Genomic DNA, 20,390 nt, shown 5'->3' with positions numbered 1-20,390 from the left:
CTTTCCGAACGAATCCAGCAGCACTACGTCATGAGAAACAACCAGCCTGTCACCGCGCGCGAGTACAAGCTCGCGCCGAACGATTACCTGATTTCGCGTACGGACCTGAAGGGCCGCATCACGTTCGCCAACCGCGCGTTCATCGAGGTCAGCGGCTTTACCGCCGAAGAACTGCTCGGCGCCCCGCACAATCTGGTGCGCCATCCCGACATGCCGCCCGAGGCCTTCGAGGACCTGTGGCGCACGCTGCAGGCCGGCCGCTCCTGGGTCGGGCTGGTCAAGAACCGCCGCAAGAACGGCGACTACTACTGGGTCAGTGCGACGGTGACGCCGACCCGCGTCGACGGACAGACGGTCGGTTATACCTCGGTGCGTTCGATGGCAAGCGCCGAGCAGATCGAGGCGGCGCAGGCCGCGTACGCACGCATTCGCTCAGGCAACGGCGCGGGCATCCGTATCCGCGAAGGTGTGGTGGTCCGCCGCGGGCCGCTGGGCTGGATCGACCGGCTGCGCCGGGTCGGCCTGCGCGGCCGCATCATGCTGTCGCAGGGCGTGGGCCTGGCCTGGTTCCTGGCCGCGCTGGTCGCGTTCGAGCTGCTGGCCGAGCCGCAGTCGCGCGCGGCGCTGCGGCCCTGGCTGTGGGGCGGCTTCGTGCTGGCCGGCCTGTCCGCGATGGCCACCGGTGCGGCGCTGCTGGCGATGGTGCATCGGCCGATGCGCGAGATGCTGGACTTCGCACTGCGTCTGGGCGCCGGCGACCTGACCACGCGCTGCGAGTTCTCCAGCAATGACGAGATCGGCGCGCTGGCCAAGGCGATGCAGACCATGCAGCGCAGCCTGCTGTCGGTCGTCCATGAAATCCAGGAAGGCATGAGTGCGATCGCCACGGCGACGCGCCAGGTGGCCGCCGGCAACAACGATCTGTCGCAGCGCACCGAGCAGCAGGCGGCTTCGCTGGAAGAGACCGCGTCGAGCATGGAAGAGCTGACCGGCACGGTACGTCAGAACGCCGACAACGCCCGTCAGGCCAGCGGCCTGGCCGCCAACGCGTCCGAGACCGCGGTCAAGGGCGGCGAGGTGGTGGGCCGTGTGGTGCAGACCATGGACGAGATCAACGGCGCCTCGAAGAAGATCGTCGACATCATCGGCGTGATCGAAGGCATCGCGTTCCAGACCAACATCCTGGCGCTGAACGCGGCGGTGGAAGCGGCGCGTGCGGGCGAGCAGGGCCGCGGCTTCGCGGTGGTGGCCGGCGAGGTGCGCAGCCTGGCGCAGCGCAGCGCGAACGCGGCCAAGGAAATCAAGGGCCTGATCGGCGATACGGTGGCGCGGGTGGACAACGGCTCGGCGCTGGTGGGCCAGGCCGGGCAGACCATGGGCGAGATCGTGCAGGCGGTCAAGCGCGTGACGGACATCATGGGCGAGATCAGCGCGGCCTCGGCCGAGCAGAGCTCGGGCATCGAGCAGGTCAATCAGGCGGTGGCGCAGATGGACGAGGTCACGCAGCAGAACGCGGCGCTGGTCGAGCAGGCTGCTGCAGCGGCCGGCTCGCTGGAAGACCAGGCCGCGCGGCTGCGCGACGCCGTCTCCGTGTTCCGCGTCAGCCTGAATGCCGAGCCGCGCCCGTTGCGCCCGCGTGGGGCGTCGGCGCAGGAGCCGGCGGCAGCGCGGCTGGCGCGCGCCTGAGCGGCATCGATGCGCAACCCGCAAGGGGATGGGCGATTGATGGGCGGTTGAGGGGCGGTTGAGGGGCGATTGAGGGGCGATCGACAGGCATTTGATGGACGGCGGCGGAAGGGGCATCGGCAACGCCCGCCGCCGACCGAAGTACCAACAGCAGCATCCACGGGCATTACAACGAAGCCGGCAAGCGTGGCAACCGATCACCGACGATCTGCCGCGCCATCCGGCCGCACGGTCATCCATAGGAAGAGGTAGTTCTCATGCAATGGTTCAAGCAACTGCGAGTCGCGACGAAGCTGGTCGTCGGCTTTCTGATCGTTTCCGTCATCGGCATGGCGATGGGCCTGCTGGGGGTGGTCAATATGGGCCGGATGACCGAGTGGACCAGCCGGATCTATAACAACGACCTGCAGGCACTGAAGGCCGTGCAGGACGCCAACATCAATCTGCTGTACGCCAGCCGCGCGCAGATCGCGCTGCTGTCCGCCTCGACGATGGGCGAGCGCACGACCGAGAAGACGCTGATCGAGAAGTCGTTCGGCACCGCCGAAGAGCGCATCAAGGAGGCGCGCGGCTCCTTCCAGACCGAGCAGGGCAAGGCGCTGATCAAGCAGTTCGACACGATGCTGCCGGCCTATCGCGACCGCATGACGAAGTACATCGAGCTGGTCTCCCGCCAGCCGCTCGATACCTCGCAGTTCGAGAGCCAGGTCTTCGAGGAAAGCACCGCGCTGCTGAAGGACGGCCATGCGATCGAAGAGCTGATGTTCAACATGGTCAAGCGCCGCGACGCCGGTGCCCGCGCGAACATGGAAGAAGCCCAGGGCGTCTACGAAAGCTCGCGGCTGTGGATGCTGGCGCTGGTGCTTGGCGGTCTGGCGGTGTCGCTGCTGCTCGGCGTGCTGCTAGCCCGCGCGCTGTCCCGCCAGCTTGGCGGCGAGCCGGCCTACGCGGCGTCGATCGCCTCGCGCATCGCCGACGGCGACTTCTCGACCGAGATCAAGCTGCGCGCCGGCGACCGCGGCAGCATGCTGTACGCGATGAAGCAGATGCAGCTGCAACTCTCGGGCATGGTGCAGGAATTCAAGGCCGCGGCCGAGTCGATCGCCTCCGCCTCGCGTCAGATCGCCGCCGGCAACAACGATCTGTCGCAGCGCACCGAGCAGCAGGCGGCTTCGCTGGAAGAGACCGCGTCGAGCATGGAGGAGCTGACCGGCACGGTGCGGCAGAACGCCGACAACGCCCGTCAGGCCAGCGGCCTGGCCGCCAACGCGTCCGAGACCGCGGTCAGGGGCGGCGAGGTGGTCGGCCGTGTGGTGCAGACCATGGACGAGATCAACGGCGCCTCGAAGAAGATCGTCGACATCATCGGCGTGATCGAGGGCATCGCCTTCCAGACCAACATCCTGGCGCTGAACGCGGCGGTGGAAGCGGCGCGTGCGGGCGAGCAGGGCCGCGGCTTCGCGGTGGTGGCGGGCGAGGTGCGCAGCCTGGCGCAGCGCAGCGCGAACGCGGCCAAGGAAATCAAGGGCCTGATCGGCGATACGGTGGCGCGGGTGGACAACGGCTCGGCGCTGGTGGGCCAGGCCGGGCAGACCATGGGCGAGATCGTGCAGGCGGTCAAGCGCGTGACGGACATCATGGGCGAGATCAGCGCGGCCTCGGCCGAGCAGAGCTCGGGCATCGAGCAGGTCAATCAGGCGGTGGCGCAGATGGACGAGGTCACGCAGCAGAACGCGGCGCTGGTCGAGCAAGCTGCTGCAGCGGCCGGCTCGCTGGAAGACCAGGCCGCGCGGCTGCAGGCGTCGCTGGCCCGCTTCCGTCTGGCCGCAGACGAGCTGTTCGCGCCGTCGCTGCAAGCCCCATCGGTTGCCAAGCCGATCGCCGCGGCAACGGCGACCGCGCCTGCACAGGCCGCCAGCCGCCACGATGAGCCCGCTACGGCCGAGCGTGCCGACCGCGCCGACCGTGCCGACCGTGCCGAGCGCGCCGAACGCGCCGAGCCCGCTTCCGCCAAGTCCGCGCCACGCCTGCCGGGCCGTCCGGCGCCCCGCGCCGCTGCAGCCGCTGCCGCCACCGCTGGCGCCGACAGCGACTGGAGCGCCTTCTGACCACCCGCCGCGGCGGGACGGGCGCGGCCGTCATGGCGCGCCCCCACCATGACAGACGATGAACAGCGAAATCACCCTGTCCCTGCCGCTTGAGGCCGCGGACAAGCTGCGCGGCGAGTTCGATCATTTCGTCCGGCTCTCGACAGGGCTGGACCGGCAATTCGTGCCGCCCTCGTTCGAGGACTTCCTGCGTGCGCGGGTGATGCACCAGGACGGTCCGCTGACCGAGCGCGCGGTCACGCGGCTGCTGACCGGCGGCGAGTACGCCTGGGCCAAGCGCGTGTTCGACAAGCAGCTGCCGCACGCGATGGCCAATCTGATGCGCGATGCCGAGCGCTTTGGCTTCGGGCTCGCGGTCCGTTCGGCGTGGTCGCAGTCCGAGCGGCTGGCGCAGGCCCGCAAGTGGGCGGTCGAGATCCTCGACCAGGCCGGCGCCGATCCGGCGCTGGCCGATACGCTGGCCGAACACATTGCCAATGCCGCGGTCGACGTGCGCACCATCGAAGAACAGATGCAGACGCCGGCATGGCGTCTGGCGGACAGCCTGCGCCGCCGCGTCTACGACCTGCTCTATCTCGTGCAGACCGAGCGCGGCACCGGCGCTGCGCTGACGCGCCTTGGCGAACTGCGGGCGATGGTCGGCCTGGCGCTCGACTACGGCACCATCGACGCGCAGGAAGCCGGGCGCGTGATGGAGCAGGTCGAACACGCGCGGCCACACCTGTTTCGCGACGAGCCCGACGACGTCTTCGCGCGGCTCGCAGCGTGGCTGCGGCGACTGTTCAAGCCGATGCCAGCCGCGCCGTCAATGGTGGAAAGCGACAGGCGATCGCAGTGAAATGCGAAACGTTTTCAGTCAGACGAAAAACGCGTCCGCCGACGGCTCGAATCGCTGAATAAGTGATTTTCGCGGCATGTCCGTTGTTACAGATTTGATCCAGATCACGTTACAAGGTTGTTACATCCGGACCTGCCGTGTTCGCCATGTATCATCCGTACGACAATGGCGATCCCCAACGTAAGTAGGGATTGGCAGCGGCAGGCGATTGCCGATATAAAGCGGACAGTCCATTTACATTCCGTAACATTTGTTACCAGATGTGAAAGATGTAACTGGGCGGGTGTAGTTCCGATCAGATGTAGTACCCGTCGCACATGCACTGAAACGATCTGGACGCCGGAGGTCTGCCACCGGTAAGCGCTGGACAAGCGGGCGAGGGTTCCTTGGTAGCGGGGATAAATTGGAAAGCAGTGAACTTCTGCAGGAGATCAGGGAGGTCAACCTCGCCTATCTGCTGCTCGCGCAACGCCTGGTGCGCGAAAACCAACTCGAAGCCATGTTCCGCCTGGGCGTCAGCAAGGAAATCGCTGACATCCTGGTCAAGCTGACGCCTGCTCAGCTGGTCAAGCTGGCGGCCTCCAACATGGTCCTGTGCCGATTCCGGTTCGACGACCATGCGTTGCTCTCCACGCTGACGCATACCGCCAAGAGCCACGATATGCAGCAGATCCATGCTGCGATCCTGCTCGCGCGCCAGCCGGTGGAGTCGCTCAATTGAGCGCGCTGCTGCAGGCCCAACCGGCCCGGAGCTACACGGCCGCTCCGGCTGCCCCGCGCAAGAGCGTACTGCAGGATGCCAATCAGACCCAGCTCGCCATCGAGCTGATCGGCCTGGGCGCGCGCCTGCAGGTGCTCGAAGCCGAGACCACGCTGTCGCGCGACCGGCTGATCCGTCTGTACAAGGAGCTGCGAGGCGTGTCCCCGCCCAAGGGCATGCTGCCGTTCTCGACGGACTGGTTCACGACCTGGCTGCCGAACATCCACTCGTCGCTGTTCTTCTCGGCCTACCAGTTCATGGTCGAGCAGGGCGAGGCGAGCGGCATTCGTGCAGTGGTCGCCGCATACCGGCTCTACCTCGAGCACGTGTCCCTGCTCGGCGGCGAAATTGTCTTAAGTTTTACGCGTGCCTGGACGTTAGTACGGTTCTTCGAGAGCAATATGCTGCAGCTTTCCAGTTGCACATGCTGCGGAGGACAGTTCGTTACGCACGCCTACGAGCCGAACGCGAACTTCGTCTGCAGCCTGTGCCGGCCGCCATCGCGCGCGGGCAAGGCAAAGAAGCCCTCGAAGGACGCCACGCCAGCGCAACCCGCCTGATTCACGCCGGGCTTGCGCGGCGAGCCAGACCGGGCGGTACGGCGCGAAGTTTCAGCCGTGCCCGTCCCGGGCCGGTTCGCGCGTGTCCGACGCGTGTTTTTCTGACGGGGAATCGATCGTGCTAGTTGTTCTTGGCTATGTCGTCGTAGTGGCGGCGGTGCTTGGTGGTTACGCCATGACTGGCGGCCACATGGGCGCGCTATATCAACCGGCAGAACTGGTGATCATTGGCGGCGCCGCGCTCGGCGCCTTCATCAGCGCCAACAGCGGCAAGGCGATCAAGGCGACCTTGCGCGCGCTGCCGCAGCTGCTTCGCAGCAGCAAATACAACAAGGCGCTGTACATGGAAGTGATGGCGCTGCTGTACGTGCTGCTGTCCAAGGCGCGCCGCGAGGGCATCCTGTTCCTCGAGAAGGAAATCGCCGATCCCGCGGCCAGCAGCGTCTTCAGCCAGTATCCGCGCATCCTCGCCGACCCGGCGATGATGGAATTCCTGACCGACTATCTGCGCATGATGGTCAACGGCAACATGAATGCCTTCGAGATCGAGGCCCTGATGGACCACGAGATCGAGACCTTCAAGCACGAGGCCGAAGTGCCCGCCCACGCGCTGGCGCGGGTCGGCGATGCGCTGCCCGCCTTCGGCATCGTCGCCGCGGTGATGGGGGTGGTGCACGCGCTGGCCTCGGCCGACCTGCCGCCGTCGGTGCTGGGCGCGCTGATCGCGCATGCGATGGTCGGCACCTTCCTCGGCATCCTGCTGGCTTACGGCTTTGTCTCGCCGCTGGCCTCGCGCGTCGAGCACCAGGTCGCCGAGACGGTCAAGATGTACCAGTGCATCAAGGTCACGCTGCTGGCTTCGCTCAACGGCTATGCGCCGCTGGTCGCGGTCGAGTTCGGCCGCAAGGTGCTGTACTCGAGCGAGCGTCCGTCGTTCCTGGAACTGGACGATCACGTGCGCGAAGTCAAGAGCCTGACGTAAGCGCGCCGTCGAGCCAGTCCTCGAGCCAGTCCATCCGTCCGTCCACCGCAGGCCAAGCATGACCGAACAAGCGCGCCCCATCGTCGTCCGCCGCGCTGCCGCCCACGGCAAGCCGCACGGCAACCACAGCTGGAAGATCGCCTACGCCGATTTCATGACGGCGATGATGGCGTTCTTCCTGGTGCTGTGGCTGCTGAGCACCTCGACGCCGAAGGATCTGGTGCAGGTGGCCGAGTATTTCCGTACGCCGCTGAAGGTGGCGATCGCCGGCGGCCAGAAGACCAGCGAGTCGCCGAGCGTGATTCCCGGCGGCGGCATCGACCCGGCCAGCAAGGACGGCGAAACGCGACGCATGCGCGAGGACGATCCGCAATCGCTGCAGAAGCGCCGCGACCAGCTCGAGACCGAACGGCTGCGCGCGTTGAAGCAACGGCTCGAGCAGCTGATCGAGAACAACCCGGTGCTGCGCCAGTTCCGTCCGCAGCTGCTGCTGGACATCACCAGCGAAGGGCTGCGCATCCAGATCCTCGATACGCAGAACCGGCCGATGTTCCGCACCGGCAAGGCGGTGGTCGAGCCGTACATGCGCGACATCCTGCGCGAGATCGGGCCGGTGCTCAACGAGATGCCGAACAAGGTCAGCCTGTCGGGCCATACCGATTCGGCCACCTACATGAACGGCGAGCGCACTTACTCGAACTGGGAGCTGTCGGCCGATCGCGCCAATGCCTCCCGCCAGGAGCTGATCGCCGGCGGCATGCAGGAAGGCAAGGTGCTGCGCGTGCTCGGCCTGGCCGCCACCATGCCGCTGGACAAGCAGGATTCGCTGGCCCCCGTCAACCGCCGCATCAGCATCGTGGTGCTGAACCAGCGCGCCCAGGCCCGCTTCGAGGCGGAGAACGCCAGCGCGGCGGAGGTCGCGGTGCGTGCCAAGGCGGGCGAATCGGCCGAGGCGCTGCAGCAGGGGATGGTCGAGGCGACCGGCGCGTCGGCGGCGCGGGCGCAGTAGAAAGGCTTGGCGCTTAAATCAGTAACAAAATTTAATAAGACCGTCGCCGAGGTCGATAACCAGCTGGTAACGGCGCAATGCTAAGCAATCAGTGATTCAGGACGGTCATGTCTGTCGATATCGATATCACGCAGTTCTATCAGACCTTCTTCGAGGAAGCGGAAGAGCTGCTCGTTGAAATGGAGCAGTTGCTGCTCGGCCTCGACATCGAGGCGCCCGACGCGGAAGACCTCAATGCGATCTTCCGCGCGGCGCATTCGATCAAGGGCGGAGCGGCGACCTTCGGCTTCAGCGCGCTGACCGAGACCACCCACCTGCTCGAGAATCTGCTGGACCGCACGCGCCGCCGTGAACTGGCGTTGTCCAGGGCCATCATCGATACCTTTCTGGAAACCAAGGACGTGTTGCAAGACCAGCTCAACGCCTACCGCAACGGCACCGAACCCGATCCGCAGACCCTTGCGCGCATCTGTGCGGTGCTGCAGCAGCTGGCCTACGAGACCGGCGGCGAGGCGCCCGCGCCCGCGCCCGCGCCGGTAGCGGCTGCCGCGGCCGCCGTGCCGGCGCCGGCCAGCGCGTCCGCACCGGCCGCCGGTGCCGTCACGGCATCGGCCGGCGGCGCGCTGAAGGTGCGCCTGCTCAAGGTGTCGAAGGACGACCAGGCACTGCTGCGCGAGGAGCTCGGCAATCTGGGCGAGATCCTCGGCGAGACGCAGACGGACGGCGAGCTGGCGATCGAGCTGGCGACGCAATGCAGCCCCGACGATATCGTCGCGGTCTGCTGCTTCGTGATCGACGCCGAGCAGATCGCGATCGAACCTGCAGGCGGCGCAGCCCCGGCTGCCGCAAGCGCCGCGCCTGCCGCCGCCGAGACGGAGGCCGCGCCGGCCCCTGCCGCAGCAGCAGCCGCAGCCGCACCCGCGGCAGCCCCCGCCAAGGACAAGGAGCGCGCCAAGGCCGGCGCCGCCGCCGCTCATCATCAGGAGTCGGGCTCGATCCGCGTGCCGACCGAGAAGGTCGACCAGATCATCAACCTGGTCGGCGAACTGGTGATCACGCAATCGATGCTGGCGCAGACCGCGTCGTCGCTCGACCCGGTGCTGTTCGACCGCCTGTTCTCCGGCATGGGCCAGCTCGAGCGCAACGCGCGCGATCTGCAGGAAGCGGTGATGTCGATCCGCATGATGCCGATGGACTATGTGTTCTCGCGCTTCCCGCGCCTGGTCCGCGACCTGGCCGCGAAGCTCGGCAAGCAGATCGACCTGGTGACCTTCGGCAAGGCCACCGAACTGGACAAGAGTCTGATCGAACGGATCATCGATCCGCTGACTCATCTGGTGCGCAACAGCCTGGACCACGGCATCGAGACGCCGGACAAGCGCGTCGCCGCGGGCAAGGATCCGACCGGCCAGCTGATCCTGTCGGCGCAGCACCACGGCGGCAATATCGTGATCGAGGTCAGCGACGACGGCGGCGGCCTGCGCCGCGACAAGATCCTGGCCAAGGCGATGCAGAACGGCCTGCCGGTGTCCGAGAGCATGAGCGACGAGGAGGTGTGGCAGCTGATCTTCGCCCCGGGCTTCTCGACCGCCGAGGCGGTCACCGATCTGTCCGGCCGCGGCGTCGGCATGGACGTGGTCAAGCGCAACATCCAGGAGATGGGCGGCCACGTCGAAATCAGCTCGCGCCCCGGCAACGGCACCACCACCCGCATCGTGCTGCCGCTGACGCTGGCGATCCTCGACGGCATGTCGGTCAAGGTCGGCGAGGAAACCTTCATCCTGCCGCTGAACTGCGTGATGGAGTCGCTGCAGCCCAAGGCCGACGATGTGCGCACCGCCGCCAATACCGAGCGGGTGATGCACGTGCGCGGCGAATACCTGCCGCTGCTGGAACTGCACCGCGTCTTCAACGTCGAGAACGCGGTGCAGGAGCCGACCCAGGGCATCGCCATCATCCTGCAGGCCGAAGGCAAGCGTTTCGCGCTGCTGGTCGACCAGCTGATCGGCCAGCACCAGGTCGTGCTGAAGAACCTGGAGACCAACTACCGCAAGGTGCCCGGCATTTCGGCGGCAACCATCCTCGGCGACGGCAGCGTGGCGCTGATCGTCGACGTGGCCGCGCTGCAGCGCACCGGCGTGCGGCGCCACGAGCCGGCGCTGGCGTAAGGGCAACGCGTACCACTGCCGTCGTCTCCGCGAAGGCGGGGACGACAAGGAATCAACAAGGAGCAACACATCATGGCCGGCATCGGACATAGCGATACCCCCGGAAGCGAGGCGGCGGGCCAGGAATTCCTGGTGTTCACGCTCGGCTCCGAGGAATACGGCATCGACATCCTGAAGGTGCAGGAGATCCGCAGCTACGACGGCGTGACGCGGATCGCCAATGCGCCGGACTTCATCAAGGGCGTGACCAACCTGCGCGGCGTGATCGTGCCGATCGTCGACCTGCGCATGAAGTTCCGCCTCGGCAACGTCAAGTACGACCACCAGACGGTCGTCATCATCCTGAACATCGCCGGCCGTGTGGTCGGCATCGTGGTCGACGGCGTGTCGGACGTGCTGACGCTGACCGGCGAGGCGATCAAGCCGGCGCCGGAGTTCGGCGTGTCGGTGTCGACCGAACATCTGACGGGTCTTGCGACCGTCGAAGGCCGCATGCTGATCCTGCTCGACATCGAACGGATGATGACCAGCCCCGAGATGGAACTGATCGAAGGCGAGACCGCCTGAGCGTGGGCGAGCGCCACCCACGCGCCGCTCGCCTTCGCCACCGCTTCGCCGCATCGCGACCCCCGTCGCCACCCACGTCGCCACCCACGTCGACCCACCCGCAGACATGACGCCGCATCGAACCCCAGCTCCCCGCGCCGCGGCCCCCGCCATGCCGCCCGCCGCCCTGCGGGACGACGCGCGCGACTTCCTGCTGACCGACCGCGATTTCGACAAGGTGCGCGCGCTGATCCACCGCCGCGCCGGCATTTCGCTGGGCGCGCAGAAGCGCGAGATGGTCTACAGCCGGCTGGCGCGGCGCCTGCGCGCGCTGCAGCTGAACGACTTCGCCAGCTATCTGGCGCTGCTCGAAGCCGACGAGTACTCGGGCGAGTGGGAGTTCTTCACCAACGCGCTGACCACCAATCTGACCTCGTTCTTCCGCGAGGCACATCACTTCCCGCTGCTGGCCGAGCACGCCAAGCGGATCGGCCGGCCGTATTCGGTCTGGTGCGCGGCGGCGTCGACCGGCGAGGAGCCCTATTCGATTGCGATCACGCTGGCCGAGGCGCTCGGCGAGCGGGCGGCCACCGTGCTGGCCACCGACATCGACACGCAGGTCCTGGCCAAGGCGCGGACCGGCGTCTATTCGGCCGACCAGGTCGCGCGGCTGTCGCAGGAACGGCTCAAGCGGTTCTTCCTGAAAGGCACCGGGCAGCGTGCCGGTCAGGTCAAGGTCAAGCCCGAGCTCGCCTCGACGATCACGTTCGAACCGCTGAACCTGCTGGCGCCCGACTGGGGCATCCGCGAGCGCTTCGATGCGATCTTCTGCCGCAACGTGATGATCTATTTCGACAAGCCGACCCAGGGCCGCATCCTGGAGCGCTTCGTCCCGCTGCTCAAGCCGCATGGCCTGCTGTTCGCCGGCCATTCGGAAAATTTCTCCTACGTGACGCGCGCCTTCCAGCTGCGCGGGCAGACCGTCTACGAGCTGGCGCCCGGCGCTGCCAGGACCGGAGCCGCCTGATGCAGACGCCGCAGCTGCCGGAGGCGATCGCCACCCGCACCTACTTCGACCGCGAGTTCGGCAAGCAGGCCATCAAGCTGCTGCCCAACGAGTATTACGTCACGCGCGACGACGTGGTGCTGACTACGGTGCTCGGCTCCTGCGTCGCCGCCTGCATCCGCGACGAGAAGGCAGGCATTGGCGGCATGAACCACTTCATGCTGCCGGACGACGAGAACGCCGGGCCCGATCGCGTGCTGTCCGCGTCCATGCGCTACGGCTGCTATGCGCTCGAGGTGCTGATCAACGAGCTGCTGAAGATGGGCGCGCGGCGGGAGCGGCTCGAGGCCAAGGTCTTCGGCGGCGGCGCGGTACTGGCCAACATGACGACGCTGAACATCGGCGACCGCAACGCCGAGTTCGTGCTGCGCTATCTGAAGACCGAAGAGATCCGCGTCGCGGCGCAGGACCTGCGCGGACCGCACGCGCGCCGGGTCAGCTATTTCCCGCAGACGGGCCTCGCGCTGGTGCGCCGGCTGACGCGCCAGGACGACCAGGCGGTCGTCGAACGCAGCGAACGCGCGCTGGCGCGTGCCATTTCGTCGACGCCGGTACGCGGCGGCGTCGAGCTGTTCGGGCGGCGCGGCGCCGCTTCCACCGTTTCCTGAATTCGAAGGACCTGTTTCGACATGACCGCCGCCGCCAAGATCAAGGTGCTTTGCGTGGACGACTCCGCGCTGATCCGCAGCCTGATGACGGAGATCATCAACAGCCAGCCGGACATGGAGGTGGTCGGCACCGCGCCGGACCCGCTGGTCGCGCGCGAGATGATCAAGCGCCTGAACCCCGATGTGCTGACGCTGGACGTCGAAATGCCGCGCATGGACGGGCTCGATTTCCTCGAGCGTCTGATGCGGCTGCGGCCGATGCCGGTACTGATGGTGTCGTCGCTGACCGAGCGCGGGTCCGAGATCACGATGCGCGCGCTGGAACTGGGCGCGGTCGACTTCATCACCAAGCCCAAGCTCGGTATCCGTGACGGCCTGCTCGAGTACACCGACACCATCGCCGACAAGCTGCGCGCCGCCTCGCGGGCGCGCCTGCGGCCTGCCGCTGCGCCGGGCGCCCAGCCGGTCGCGCCGGCGCCGATGCTGCGCACGCCGCTGCTGTCGACCGAAAAGCTGATCATCGTCGGCGCTTCGACCGGCGGCACCGAGGCCATCAAGGAATTTCTGATGCCGCTGCCGCCGGACGCGCCCGCAGTGCTGATCGTCCAGCATATGCCTGCCGGCTTTACGCGCTCGTTCGCGCAGCGGCTCGACGGCCTGTGCCGCATCACGGTCAAGGAGGCCGAACACGGCGAGCGGGTGCTGCCCGGCTACGCCTATATCGCACCGGGCGACCAGCACCTGCTGCTGGCGCGCAGCGGCGCCAACTATGTCGCCCACCTGTCGCAGGACCCGCCGGTCAACCGGCATCGGCCGTCGGTCGATGTGCTGTTCGACTCGGCCGCCGTGCATGCGGGCAAGAACGCCATCGGCGTGATCCTGACCGGCATGGGCCGCGACGGCGCGCGCGGCATGCTGCGGATGCACGAGGCCGGCGCCTACAACCTGGCGCAGGACGAGCAGAGCTGCATCGTGTTCGGCATGCCGAAGGAAGCCATCGCCGCGGGCGGGGTGCACGAGGTGGTGCCGCTGCCGGCCATCAGCCAGCGCGTGATGGCGCGGCTGGCCACCTTCGGTGCGCGCGCGCAGCGAGTTTGACAGAACGCGGACGCGCCGCGGCATGCCTGCGCGGCGCGTCCGGATAGACGCAATCATCCACAACCGTATTGGAGCCGTAGAGTGGACAAGAACATGAAGATCCTGGTGGTCGACGACTTTCCGACCATGCGCCGCATCATCCGCAACCTGCTCAAGGAGCTGGGTTTCTCCAACGTCGAGGAAGCCGAGGACGGCGCCGCGGGCCTGGAGAAGGTCAAGGACGGCAGCTTCCAGTTCGTGGTCTCGGACTGGAACATGCCCAATATGGATGGCCTGACCATGCTGCAGGGCATTCGCGCCGATCCGGCGATCGCCAAGACGCCGGTGCTGATGGTGACGGCCGAGGCCAAGAAGGAAAACATCATCGCGGCCGCGCAGGCGGGCGCCAACGGCTATGTGGTCAAGCCGTTCACGGCGGCGACGCTGGACGAGAAGATCACCAAGATCTTCGAGAAGATCGCCAAGGAAGGGGCTTGAGGCAGCCGTTATGTCCACCACGTCGAATATCAATATCGAGTCCGCCGAGCAGATCATCCAGCGTATCGGCAGCCTGACTCGCATGCTGCGCGACAGCATGCGCGAGCTGGGCTTGGACAAGGAGATCGAGCGCGCGGCCCAGGCCATTCCCGATGCCCGCGACCGGCTCAGCTACATTGCCAACATGACCGAGAAGGCGGCCGAACGCACGCTGAATGCGGTCGAGCTGGCGCAGCCGATTCAGGCAGGGCTCGAGAAGCAGGCCGAGGCGCTCGACAAGCGCTGGGAGGACTGGTTTGCGCGACCGGTCGGGCTGGCCGATGCGCGCGAGCTGGTGCTGGACACCCGGGCGTTCCTGACCGACGTGCCGGCACAGGCCCGCGCCACCGGCAGCCACCTGCTGGACATCATGATGGCGCAGGACTTCCAGGATCTGACCGGTCAGGTCATCAAGAAGATGATGGACATGATCCAGACGCTGGAGCAGGAACTGCTGCAGATGCTGATCGACAATGTCCCGGCCGAGCGCCGCGTGGAAAGCGGCCCGGCGACGCTGATGAACGGACCGCAGGTCAATCCGGAAGGCAAGCACGACGTGGTGTCGGACCAGTCGCAGGTCGACGACCTGCTGGCGAGCCTGGGCTTCTGAAGCCTGTCGCGCGCCGGGGCACCAACGCAACGGCCGTCGCACTCAGCCGTCGATGTCCGGCACCGGCGCCTTCCGTTTGAGAGCGCCGCGCGCCAGCGGGCCCGGCCGACTGTCCTCGCTCGGCAGCACGCGGTCAAAGCGGTCGCGCACCGGGTCGAACAAGCCCCTCAGGTTGTGCTTTGCGCAGGCATCGGCGAGCCAGTACACCGCCGAGGCGCACTGATCGGGCGGCAAGGTGCAGATGGCGCGCGCCAACGCCGGCAGGATCCGGACGGCGTCGTTGATGTCGGTCAGCCGGTTGGCCCGCTCGGCCAGCGTCGTCAACAGCCTGACTTCGTGCCGCCCGCTGCGGGGAAGCTGCATGCCTTCCTCGATCAGCCAGATCATCCTGTCGAAGTGGGCGCAAGGTGCCAGCGACAGCAATAGGGCGCCGCGGTCGGCCCAGGTCAGCATGCCAAGCAGCTCGGTGAACTGGCGCCGCGCCTGCGGCTCGGCCGTCGGCCAGGTGGCAAACGACACCTCGTAGGGGCGCGCCGCCAGCGGGGTGCCCACCTCGGGCAGCGCACAACCGGTGGCCAGATTCTGTGCGATAGCGAGAAATGGCCCGAGCCGCTGGCGCAACGGCAGTTGAACTGCGGCATGGACCATGGCGCGCCACGAGGGCAGGTCGTCGTTGTACACGTGCATCATGGCCGCCAGCATCGTGGGACGGTCGTCGTCGTCGAAACCGTCGAGCAGCGTCATCAGACGCGGCACCGTGATCGCGGCCGGCAACTCCGGATTCATTTCGCTGTGGAGCACGTCCAGCAGGGGCCGGAACCGCAGCGCCGTGGGCAGCGCGGCCACGCGCTCGGTCAGCGCGAGCCAGCGGTCGACCATGCCGTCCGCGTAGCCGAGGCGCTGGCCCAGCGCGCCCAACACCTTCTGCTGCAGCACGGGCTCCAGAGCATGGGAAGCATCGAATACGGCAATCCATATTGACCGGAACACTTCGCTGGAGGCGTTGCGATGCGCCTGCTCGATCACGCGGGTCAGCACCGGCACGGCCAGCGGGTCGGGCAGCCGGCTCGCCGCTGCCATCAGCGCGATCAACGGCCCCACGTCGTCGGCAAGTTCGGCATGCCCATCCACCGCCTCCACCATGGCGACCATCGCCTCGCTGGCTTGCGCCGGGGTCATCTGACGCGCGATGACCTCGATGATGCTGTGCCAGCAGGTATCGGCGGGCTGCGCCGCTACGTCGCCGTCGGCGGCCGCGGAGAGTTCGTGCGCGGCGCCTTTGGCCAGTTCGACCCAGATCGGCAGCCGCATCGCGGATGGCAGCGAGCCGCACTGGTGCAGCGCCTCGTGCCACAGCGCGGCGCGCCACGGCATGCCGCCGATATCGACGAACGGCCGCGCCAGCGCCCGTGCCAGCGCGGTCAGCAGCGCGGCGCGCTGGTCGGGGCCGCGCATGGTGCGGGCGCGGGCCAGCATGGCATCGAGCAAGTCTCTCCACTGGCCGACGTTCTCGCGCGAGAGCCGGATGGCGAGCGCATCGAGCATCGCCGTGCACCCGCACGCGGGCAGCGTCAGTGCGAGCTCGACCCATTCGGCCGTACCCCGCAGGCGAAACTCGCCGCCGGGTGCCGACCGGATCCAGTCCGTCAACGGGCCCACACGATTCGCGCGCGCCAGCGCGAGCACTGTGTCGAAGCTGTCCGCACGCTGCGCCGGTGGCGTGGTGGACAGCGTCGACAGCATCGCACCGAGCGCCCGCTGGCGGAGGTCCGGATGGAGGTGCTGCAGCTGCGCCATCACCGGCAACCGGTGAAGCTGCGCGGGCGCGATCTGCTGGGCGTCGCGCAGCCAGCGCTGAAAGGCGCCATTGGCAACGATCCACGGCAGACGCTCGGCAAGCCGGATCGGCGCGGCGAAGTCGCGTTCCAGCGCGGCATGCAGGCGCTTCGAGGCGCGGCACAGCGCGACCGTCGCCCCGGCGTCGAGCCGCCCGGCCACCTGCGCGAGCACGCACTTTGGCAGTGTGTCGAGCCTGATCCGGCCCGCTTCCGGCGGCATGGCAATGCCGTCTGAAGCGGGTGGGGCGGGATGTCGCGACGCGGCGGCGATCGCTGCGCCGGACGACGAGATGACGAACTCGAGCGGCATGGTGTTCTCCAGGATCGAGGGGCAGGGAACCGGTGAGGACGAAGCCGAAAGAATTTGGCAAGCGCGGACGAGCCGCTTGCGCAAATCGGCTGGCTCCTGCAGATCCGATTGGAAGGTTGCCCAATGGGGCCGGACCCGGCCGGTCGGGCTCGCCTGGCCGGTCCGGGGGGCGATCCGCGTTGGCGGCAGGCCCCTGCCATCGCCCAAATAGCGCCGCAATCCCCCGCCTATTCGCCCTAATACTCCGGCACCCCCGCTCCGATAATCGACCCGGTCGAAGGGCAGCATGCCGCTTCGCCACGGAGCGGCCATGTCCGAAGAAAGCGATCTCGAAAAAACCGAACCCGCCTCACCCCGGCGCCTGGAAAAGGCGCGCGAGGAGGGGCAGGTGGTGCGTTCGCGCGAGCTCGGCACCTTCGTGATGCTGATGGCCGGCGTCGCCGGGCTGTGGGGTCTGGGCGGCATGCTGGGGCGCAAGCTCGATACCGTGATGCGGGCGGCGCTGTCGTTCGAGCCCGCGGTGGCCCACGATCCGGCCCGCATGCTGGCTGGCTTCGCGCAACTGGTGTGGGAATCGCTGCTGGGCGTGCTGCCTCTGCTGCTGCTGTTTGCCGTCGCGGCACTGCTGGCGCCGTTGGCGCTGGGCGGGTGGCTGTTCTCCACCAAGTCGCTGATGCCCGATTTCTCGCGGCTGTCCCCGTTCAAGGGACTGGGACGGCTGTTCTCGATGCAGTCGCTGGTCGAGCTGACCAAGGCCGTCGCCAAGTCGCTGCTGGTGGGCGGCGTGGGTTTCTGGGTGCTGTGGCGCCATCTGCCCGATGCGGTGGCGCTGATGAACGCCCCGATCCACGAGGCGCTGCTGCGCCTGCTCGAACTGGTGCTGCTGTGCTGTGCGCTGGCCGCCGGCTCGCTGCTGCTGGTCGCGGCGATCGACGTGCCCTGGCAGTTCTTCGATTACTTCAAGAAGCTGCGCATGACCAAGGAAGAGGTCAAGCAGGAGCACAAGGAAAGCGAGGGCAACCCGCACGTCAAGGGCCGCATCCGTCAGCTGCAACGCCAGATGGCGCGGCGCCGGATGATGGCCGAAGTGCCCAAGGCCGACGTGGTGGTCACCAACCCGACCCACTTCGCCGTGGCGCTGCGCTACGAAGAGGGCCGCATGGGCGCCCCTCGCGTAGTCGCCAAGGGCACCGAAGAGGTGGCCGCCCGCATCCGCGAACTGGCCGCCGAGCATCGCGTGCCCATCCTGTCCGCGCCGCCGCTGGCGCGCGCGCTGCACCGGCATGTCGAACTGGGCCACGAGATCCCGTCCGGGCTGTACACCGCCGTCGCGGAGGTGCTGGCCTGGGTCTATCAACTGAAACACTGGCACCACGCCAACGGGCCGCTGCCCGAGGCCCCGACCGGCCTGCCGGTGCCCGATGAACTCGCCGTACCGGAAAGCCGCGCATGAATGCACTGAATTCGCTGTTCCGACTGCCTGCCGGGCAGTCCGCCGGTCAGCTGAAGGCACTGGCCGGGCCGCTGCTGATCGTGATGATCCTCGGCATGATGGTGCTGCCGCTGCCGCCGTTCCTGCTCGATCTGCTGTTCACCTTCAATATCGCGCTGTCGATCATGGTGCTGCTGGTCGGCATGTACACGCAGCGGCCGCTGGACTTCGCGGCGTTTCCGGCCGTGCTGCTGTTCTCCACGCTGCTGCGGCTGTCGCTGAATGTCGCGTCGACCCGCGTGGTGCTGCTCGAGGGCCACAAGGGTCCGGACGCCGCCGGCAAGGTGATCGAGGCCTTCGGCCACTTCCTGGTCGGCGGCAACTTCGCGGTCGGCATCGTGGTGTTCGCGATCCTGGTGGTGATCAACTTCATGGTGATCACCAAGGGCGCGGGCCGGATCGCCGAGGTCGGCGCGCGCTTCATGCTGGACGCGATGCCGGGCAAGCAGATGGCGATCGACGCCGACCTGAACGCCGGCCTGATCAACGAGGAGGGCGCGCGCAAGCGCCGTGCCGAAGTCGCGCAGGAATCGGACTTCTACGGCGCGATGGACGGCGCCAGCAAGTTTGTGCGCGGCGACGCGATCGCCGGCCTGCTGATCATGTTCATCAACGTCTTTGCCGGCATGGTGGTCGGCATGATCCAGCACGACCTGGACTTTTCGACGGCGGTGCGCAACTACACGCTGCTGACCATCGGCGATGGTTTGGTCGCGCAGATTCCGGCGCTGGTGATCTCGACCGCGGCCGGTGTCATCGTCTCGCGCGTGTCGAACGAGCAGGACGTCGGCGAGCAGCTGACCGGCCAGCTGTTCTCCGATCCGCGCGTGCTGTATCTGACGGGCGGCATCATCGGCCTGCTCGGCATCATTCCCGGCATGCCGCACGTCGCCTTCCTGCTGCTGGCCGGGGGCCTGATCTGGTTCGGCACCTATGTCGGCAAGCGCAAGCTGGCGGCCAGGCAGACCGCCAAGCGGGAAGAGCGGGCGCCGGCGCTGGCGAACGAGAACACCGAGGCCACCTGGGACGACGTCACGCTGGTCGATCCGCTTGGCATGGAGGTCGGCTACCGGCTGATTCCGCTGGTCGACCGCGCGCAGAACGGCGAGCTGCTGGGCCGAATCAAGAGCATCCGCAAGAAGGTGGCGCAGGAGGTCGGCTTCCTGGTGCCGGTGGTCCATATCCGCGACAACCTGGAACTGAAGCCCAACGCCTACCGCATCACGCTCAAGGGCGTCGAGATCGGCTACGGCGAGGCCGTGCCGGGCCAATGGATGGCGATCGATCCGGGCCAGGTCAGCGGCACGCTGCCCGGCACGCCGACGCGCGACCCGGCCTTCGGCCTGCCGGCGGTCTGGATCGACAGCGGCATCAAGGAACAGGCGCAGGCGCTCGGCTATACCGTGGTCGATGCCAGCACCGTGGTCGCCACGCATTTGAACCATCTGATTCATCAGCATGCGGCGGAGCTGCTGGGCCGCCAGGAAGTGCAGCAACTGCTGGACCGCATCGCCAAGGAGTCGCCGAAGCTGACCGAGGATCTGGTGCCCAAGACCATCACGCTGACGGCACTGCAGAAGGTGCTGCAGAACCTGCTGGACGAAAGCGTGCCGATCCGCGACATGCGCACCATCCTCGAAGTGATCGCCGAACATGCGCCGAAGATCAGCGACCCGAACGAGCTGACCGCGCTGGTGCGCATGGCACTGGGCCGCGCGATCACGCAGCAGTGGTTCCCGAACGGCGCCGACCTGCAGGTGATCGGTCTCGACGCCGGCCTGGAGCGCGTGCTGTCGCAGGCGTTGAACTCGGGCGGCAGCATCGAACCTGGCCTGGCCGATGCGCTGCTGCAGCAGGCGCAGGGTGCGGTGGCACGCCAGGAACAACTGGGTCTGGACCCGGTGCTGCTGGTCCCGCATGCGCTGCGGCCGCTGCTGTCCCGCTTCCTGCGACGGACCATGCCGCAACTGCGGGTGTTGTCGCACTCCGAGGTGCCGGACAACCGCAACATCCGTATCACCGCGATGATCGGCGGCGCGGGCTGAGTTGATTTCGACCGGGCCGGCGTCGCATACGCGGCGCGAACAGGCGACGGGGGCACTCTCCGTCGCCTGTTTTTCATCACGGGCCGAAAGAAATGCCGCGCGCTGCCGTTAACCCTGAGACGAGGCCATGCGGTGTCGTCATCGCCCAAA

17 protein-coding genes are annotated in these 20,390 nt (G+C 67.4%); 16 read left to right on the top strand and 1 reads right to left on the bottom strand.

Features of this window, described 5'->3' with window-relative positions:
• The first annotated feature begins 30 nt into the window (after positions 1–30).
• From HTY53_RS10540 to cheZ, 14 genes are all read left to right on the top strand, one after another.
• Complete coding sequence (locus tag HTY53_RS10540; protein ID WP_174106422.1) at positions 31–1,686, top strand: methyl-accepting chemotaxis protein; 1,656 nt, start codon at positions 31–33, stop codon at positions 1,684–1,686.
• A gap of 257 nt (positions 1,687–1,943) precedes the next feature.
• Complete coding sequence (locus HTY53_RS10535; protein ID WP_174106421.1) at positions 1,944–3,794, top strand: methyl-accepting chemotaxis protein; 1,851 nt, start codon at positions 1,944–1,946, stop codon at positions 3,792–3,794.
• Positions 3,795–3,852: 58 nt separating this feature from the next.
• Positions 3,853–4,632: a DUF4088 family protein gene (locus HTY53_RS10530; protein ID WP_174106420.1), complete on the top strand. Its 780-nt coding sequence runs from the start codon at positions 3,853–3,855 to the stop codon at positions 4,630–4,632.
• 403 nt (positions 4,633–5,035) lie between these two features.
• Positions 5,036–5,353 (top strand): flagellar transcriptional regulator FlhD, encoded by a 318-nt coding sequence (gene flhD, locus HTY53_RS10525; RefSeq protein ID WP_149319444.1) that lies wholly within the window; start codon positions 5,036–5,038, stop codon positions 5,351–5,353.
• Positions 5,350–5,952 carry a flagellar transcriptional regulator FlhC gene (gene flhC, locus HTY53_RS10520; protein WP_006579237.1) on the top strand — a complete coding sequence of 201 codons (603 nt, stop codon included), beginning with the start codon at positions 5,350–5,352 and terminating at the stop codon, positions 5,950–5,952. Before flhD ends, flhC begins: the two co-directional genes overlap by 4 nt.
• Before the next feature lie 118 nt (positions 5,953–6,070).
• Positions 6,071–6,934: a flagellar motor stator protein MotA gene (gene motA, locus HTY53_RS10515; protein WP_174106419.1), complete on the top strand. Its 864-nt coding sequence runs from the start codon at positions 6,071–6,073 to the stop codon at positions 6,932–6,934.
• Between the two features lie 58 nt (positions 6,935–6,992).
• Positions 6,993–7,943, top strand: coding sequence for a flagellar motor protein MotB (motB, locus tag HTY53_RS10510; protein ID WP_174106418.1), 951 nt, complete (start codon positions 6,993–6,995; stop codon positions 7,941–7,943).
• Positions 7,944–8,050: 107 nt separating this feature from the next.
• Positions 8,051–10,111 (top strand): chemotaxis protein CheA, encoded by a 2,061-nt coding sequence (cheA, locus tag HTY53_RS10505; RefSeq protein WP_174106417.1) that lies wholly within the window; start codon positions 8,051–8,053, stop codon positions 10,109–10,111.
• A gap of 72 nt (positions 10,112–10,183) precedes the next feature.
• Complete coding sequence (locus HTY53_RS10500; protein ID WP_053824406.1) at positions 10,184–10,678, top strand: chemotaxis protein CheW; 495 nt, start codon at positions 10,184–10,186, stop codon at positions 10,676–10,678.
• A gap of 106 nt (positions 10,679–10,784) precedes the next feature.
• Positions 10,785–11,684: a CheR family methyltransferase gene (locus HTY53_RS10495; protein ID WP_174106416.1), complete on the top strand. Its 900-nt coding sequence runs from the start codon at positions 10,785–10,787 to the stop codon at positions 11,682–11,684.
• Complete coding sequence (cheD, locus tag HTY53_RS10490; protein WP_174106415.1) at positions 11,684–12,331, top strand: chemoreceptor glutamine deamidase CheD; 648 nt, start codon at positions 11,684–11,686, stop codon at positions 12,329–12,331. Before HTY53_RS10495 ends, cheD begins: the two co-directional genes overlap by 1 nt.
• Positions 12,332–12,352: 21 nt before the next feature.
• Positions 12,353–13,429 carry a protein-glutamate methylesterase/protein-glutamine glutaminase gene (locus HTY53_RS10485; RefSeq protein WP_174106414.1) on the top strand — a complete coding sequence of 359 codons (1,077 nt, stop codon included), beginning with the start codon at positions 12,353–12,355 and terminating at the stop codon, positions 13,427–13,429.
• A gap of 81 nt (positions 13,430–13,510) precedes the next feature.
• Positions 13,511–13,906, top strand: coding sequence for a chemotaxis response regulator CheY (cheY, locus tag HTY53_RS10480; RefSeq protein ID WP_174106413.1), 396 nt, complete (start codon positions 13,511–13,513; stop codon positions 13,904–13,906).
• 10 nt (positions 13,907–13,916) lie between these two features.
• The gene (gene cheZ / locus HTY53_RS10475; RefSeq protein WP_174106412.1) at positions 13,917–14,555 is read left to right on the top strand and encodes a protein phosphatase CheZ; all 639 of its coding nucleotides are present in this window, start codon (positions 13,917–13,919) and stop codon (positions 14,553–14,555) included.
• A gap of 42 nt (positions 14,556–14,597) precedes the next feature.
• Here cheZ and HTY53_RS10470 read toward each other — a convergent pair whose 3' ends face one another.
• Positions 14,598–17,117 (bottom strand): hypothetical protein, encoded by a 2,520-nt coding sequence (locus HTY53_RS10470; RefSeq protein ID WP_174106302.1) that lies wholly within the window; start codon positions 17,115–17,117, stop codon positions 14,598–14,600.
• Here HTY53_RS10470 and flhB point away from each other — a divergent pair.
• Both flhB and flhA read left to right on the top strand, forming a co-directional pair.
• Entirely contained in the window at positions 17,014–18,156 is a 1,143-nt protein-coding gene (gene flhB, locus HTY53_RS10465; protein ID WP_174106411.1) for a flagellar biosynthesis protein FlhB, read from the top strand. The genes HTY53_RS10470 and flhB overlap by 104 nt on opposite strands.
• Positions 18,153–20,240, top strand: a complete 2,088-nt coding sequence (gene flhA, locus HTY53_RS10460; RefSeq protein WP_174106410.1) for a flagellar biosynthesis protein FlhA — start codon at positions 18,153–18,155, stop codon at positions 20,238–20,240. Before flhB ends, flhA begins: the two co-directional genes overlap by 4 nt.
• The last annotated feature ends 150 nt before the right edge of the window (positions 20,241–20,390 follow it).

Origin of the sequence: Cupriavidus gilardii (genome assembly GCF_013314895.1) — a bacterium.
Classification (GTDB): domain Bacteria; phylum Pseudomonadota; class Gammaproteobacteria; order Burkholderiales; family Burkholderiaceae; genus Cupriavidus; species Cupriavidus gilardii_C.
This window is presented reverse-complemented; position numbering and strand designations above follow the sequence as displayed.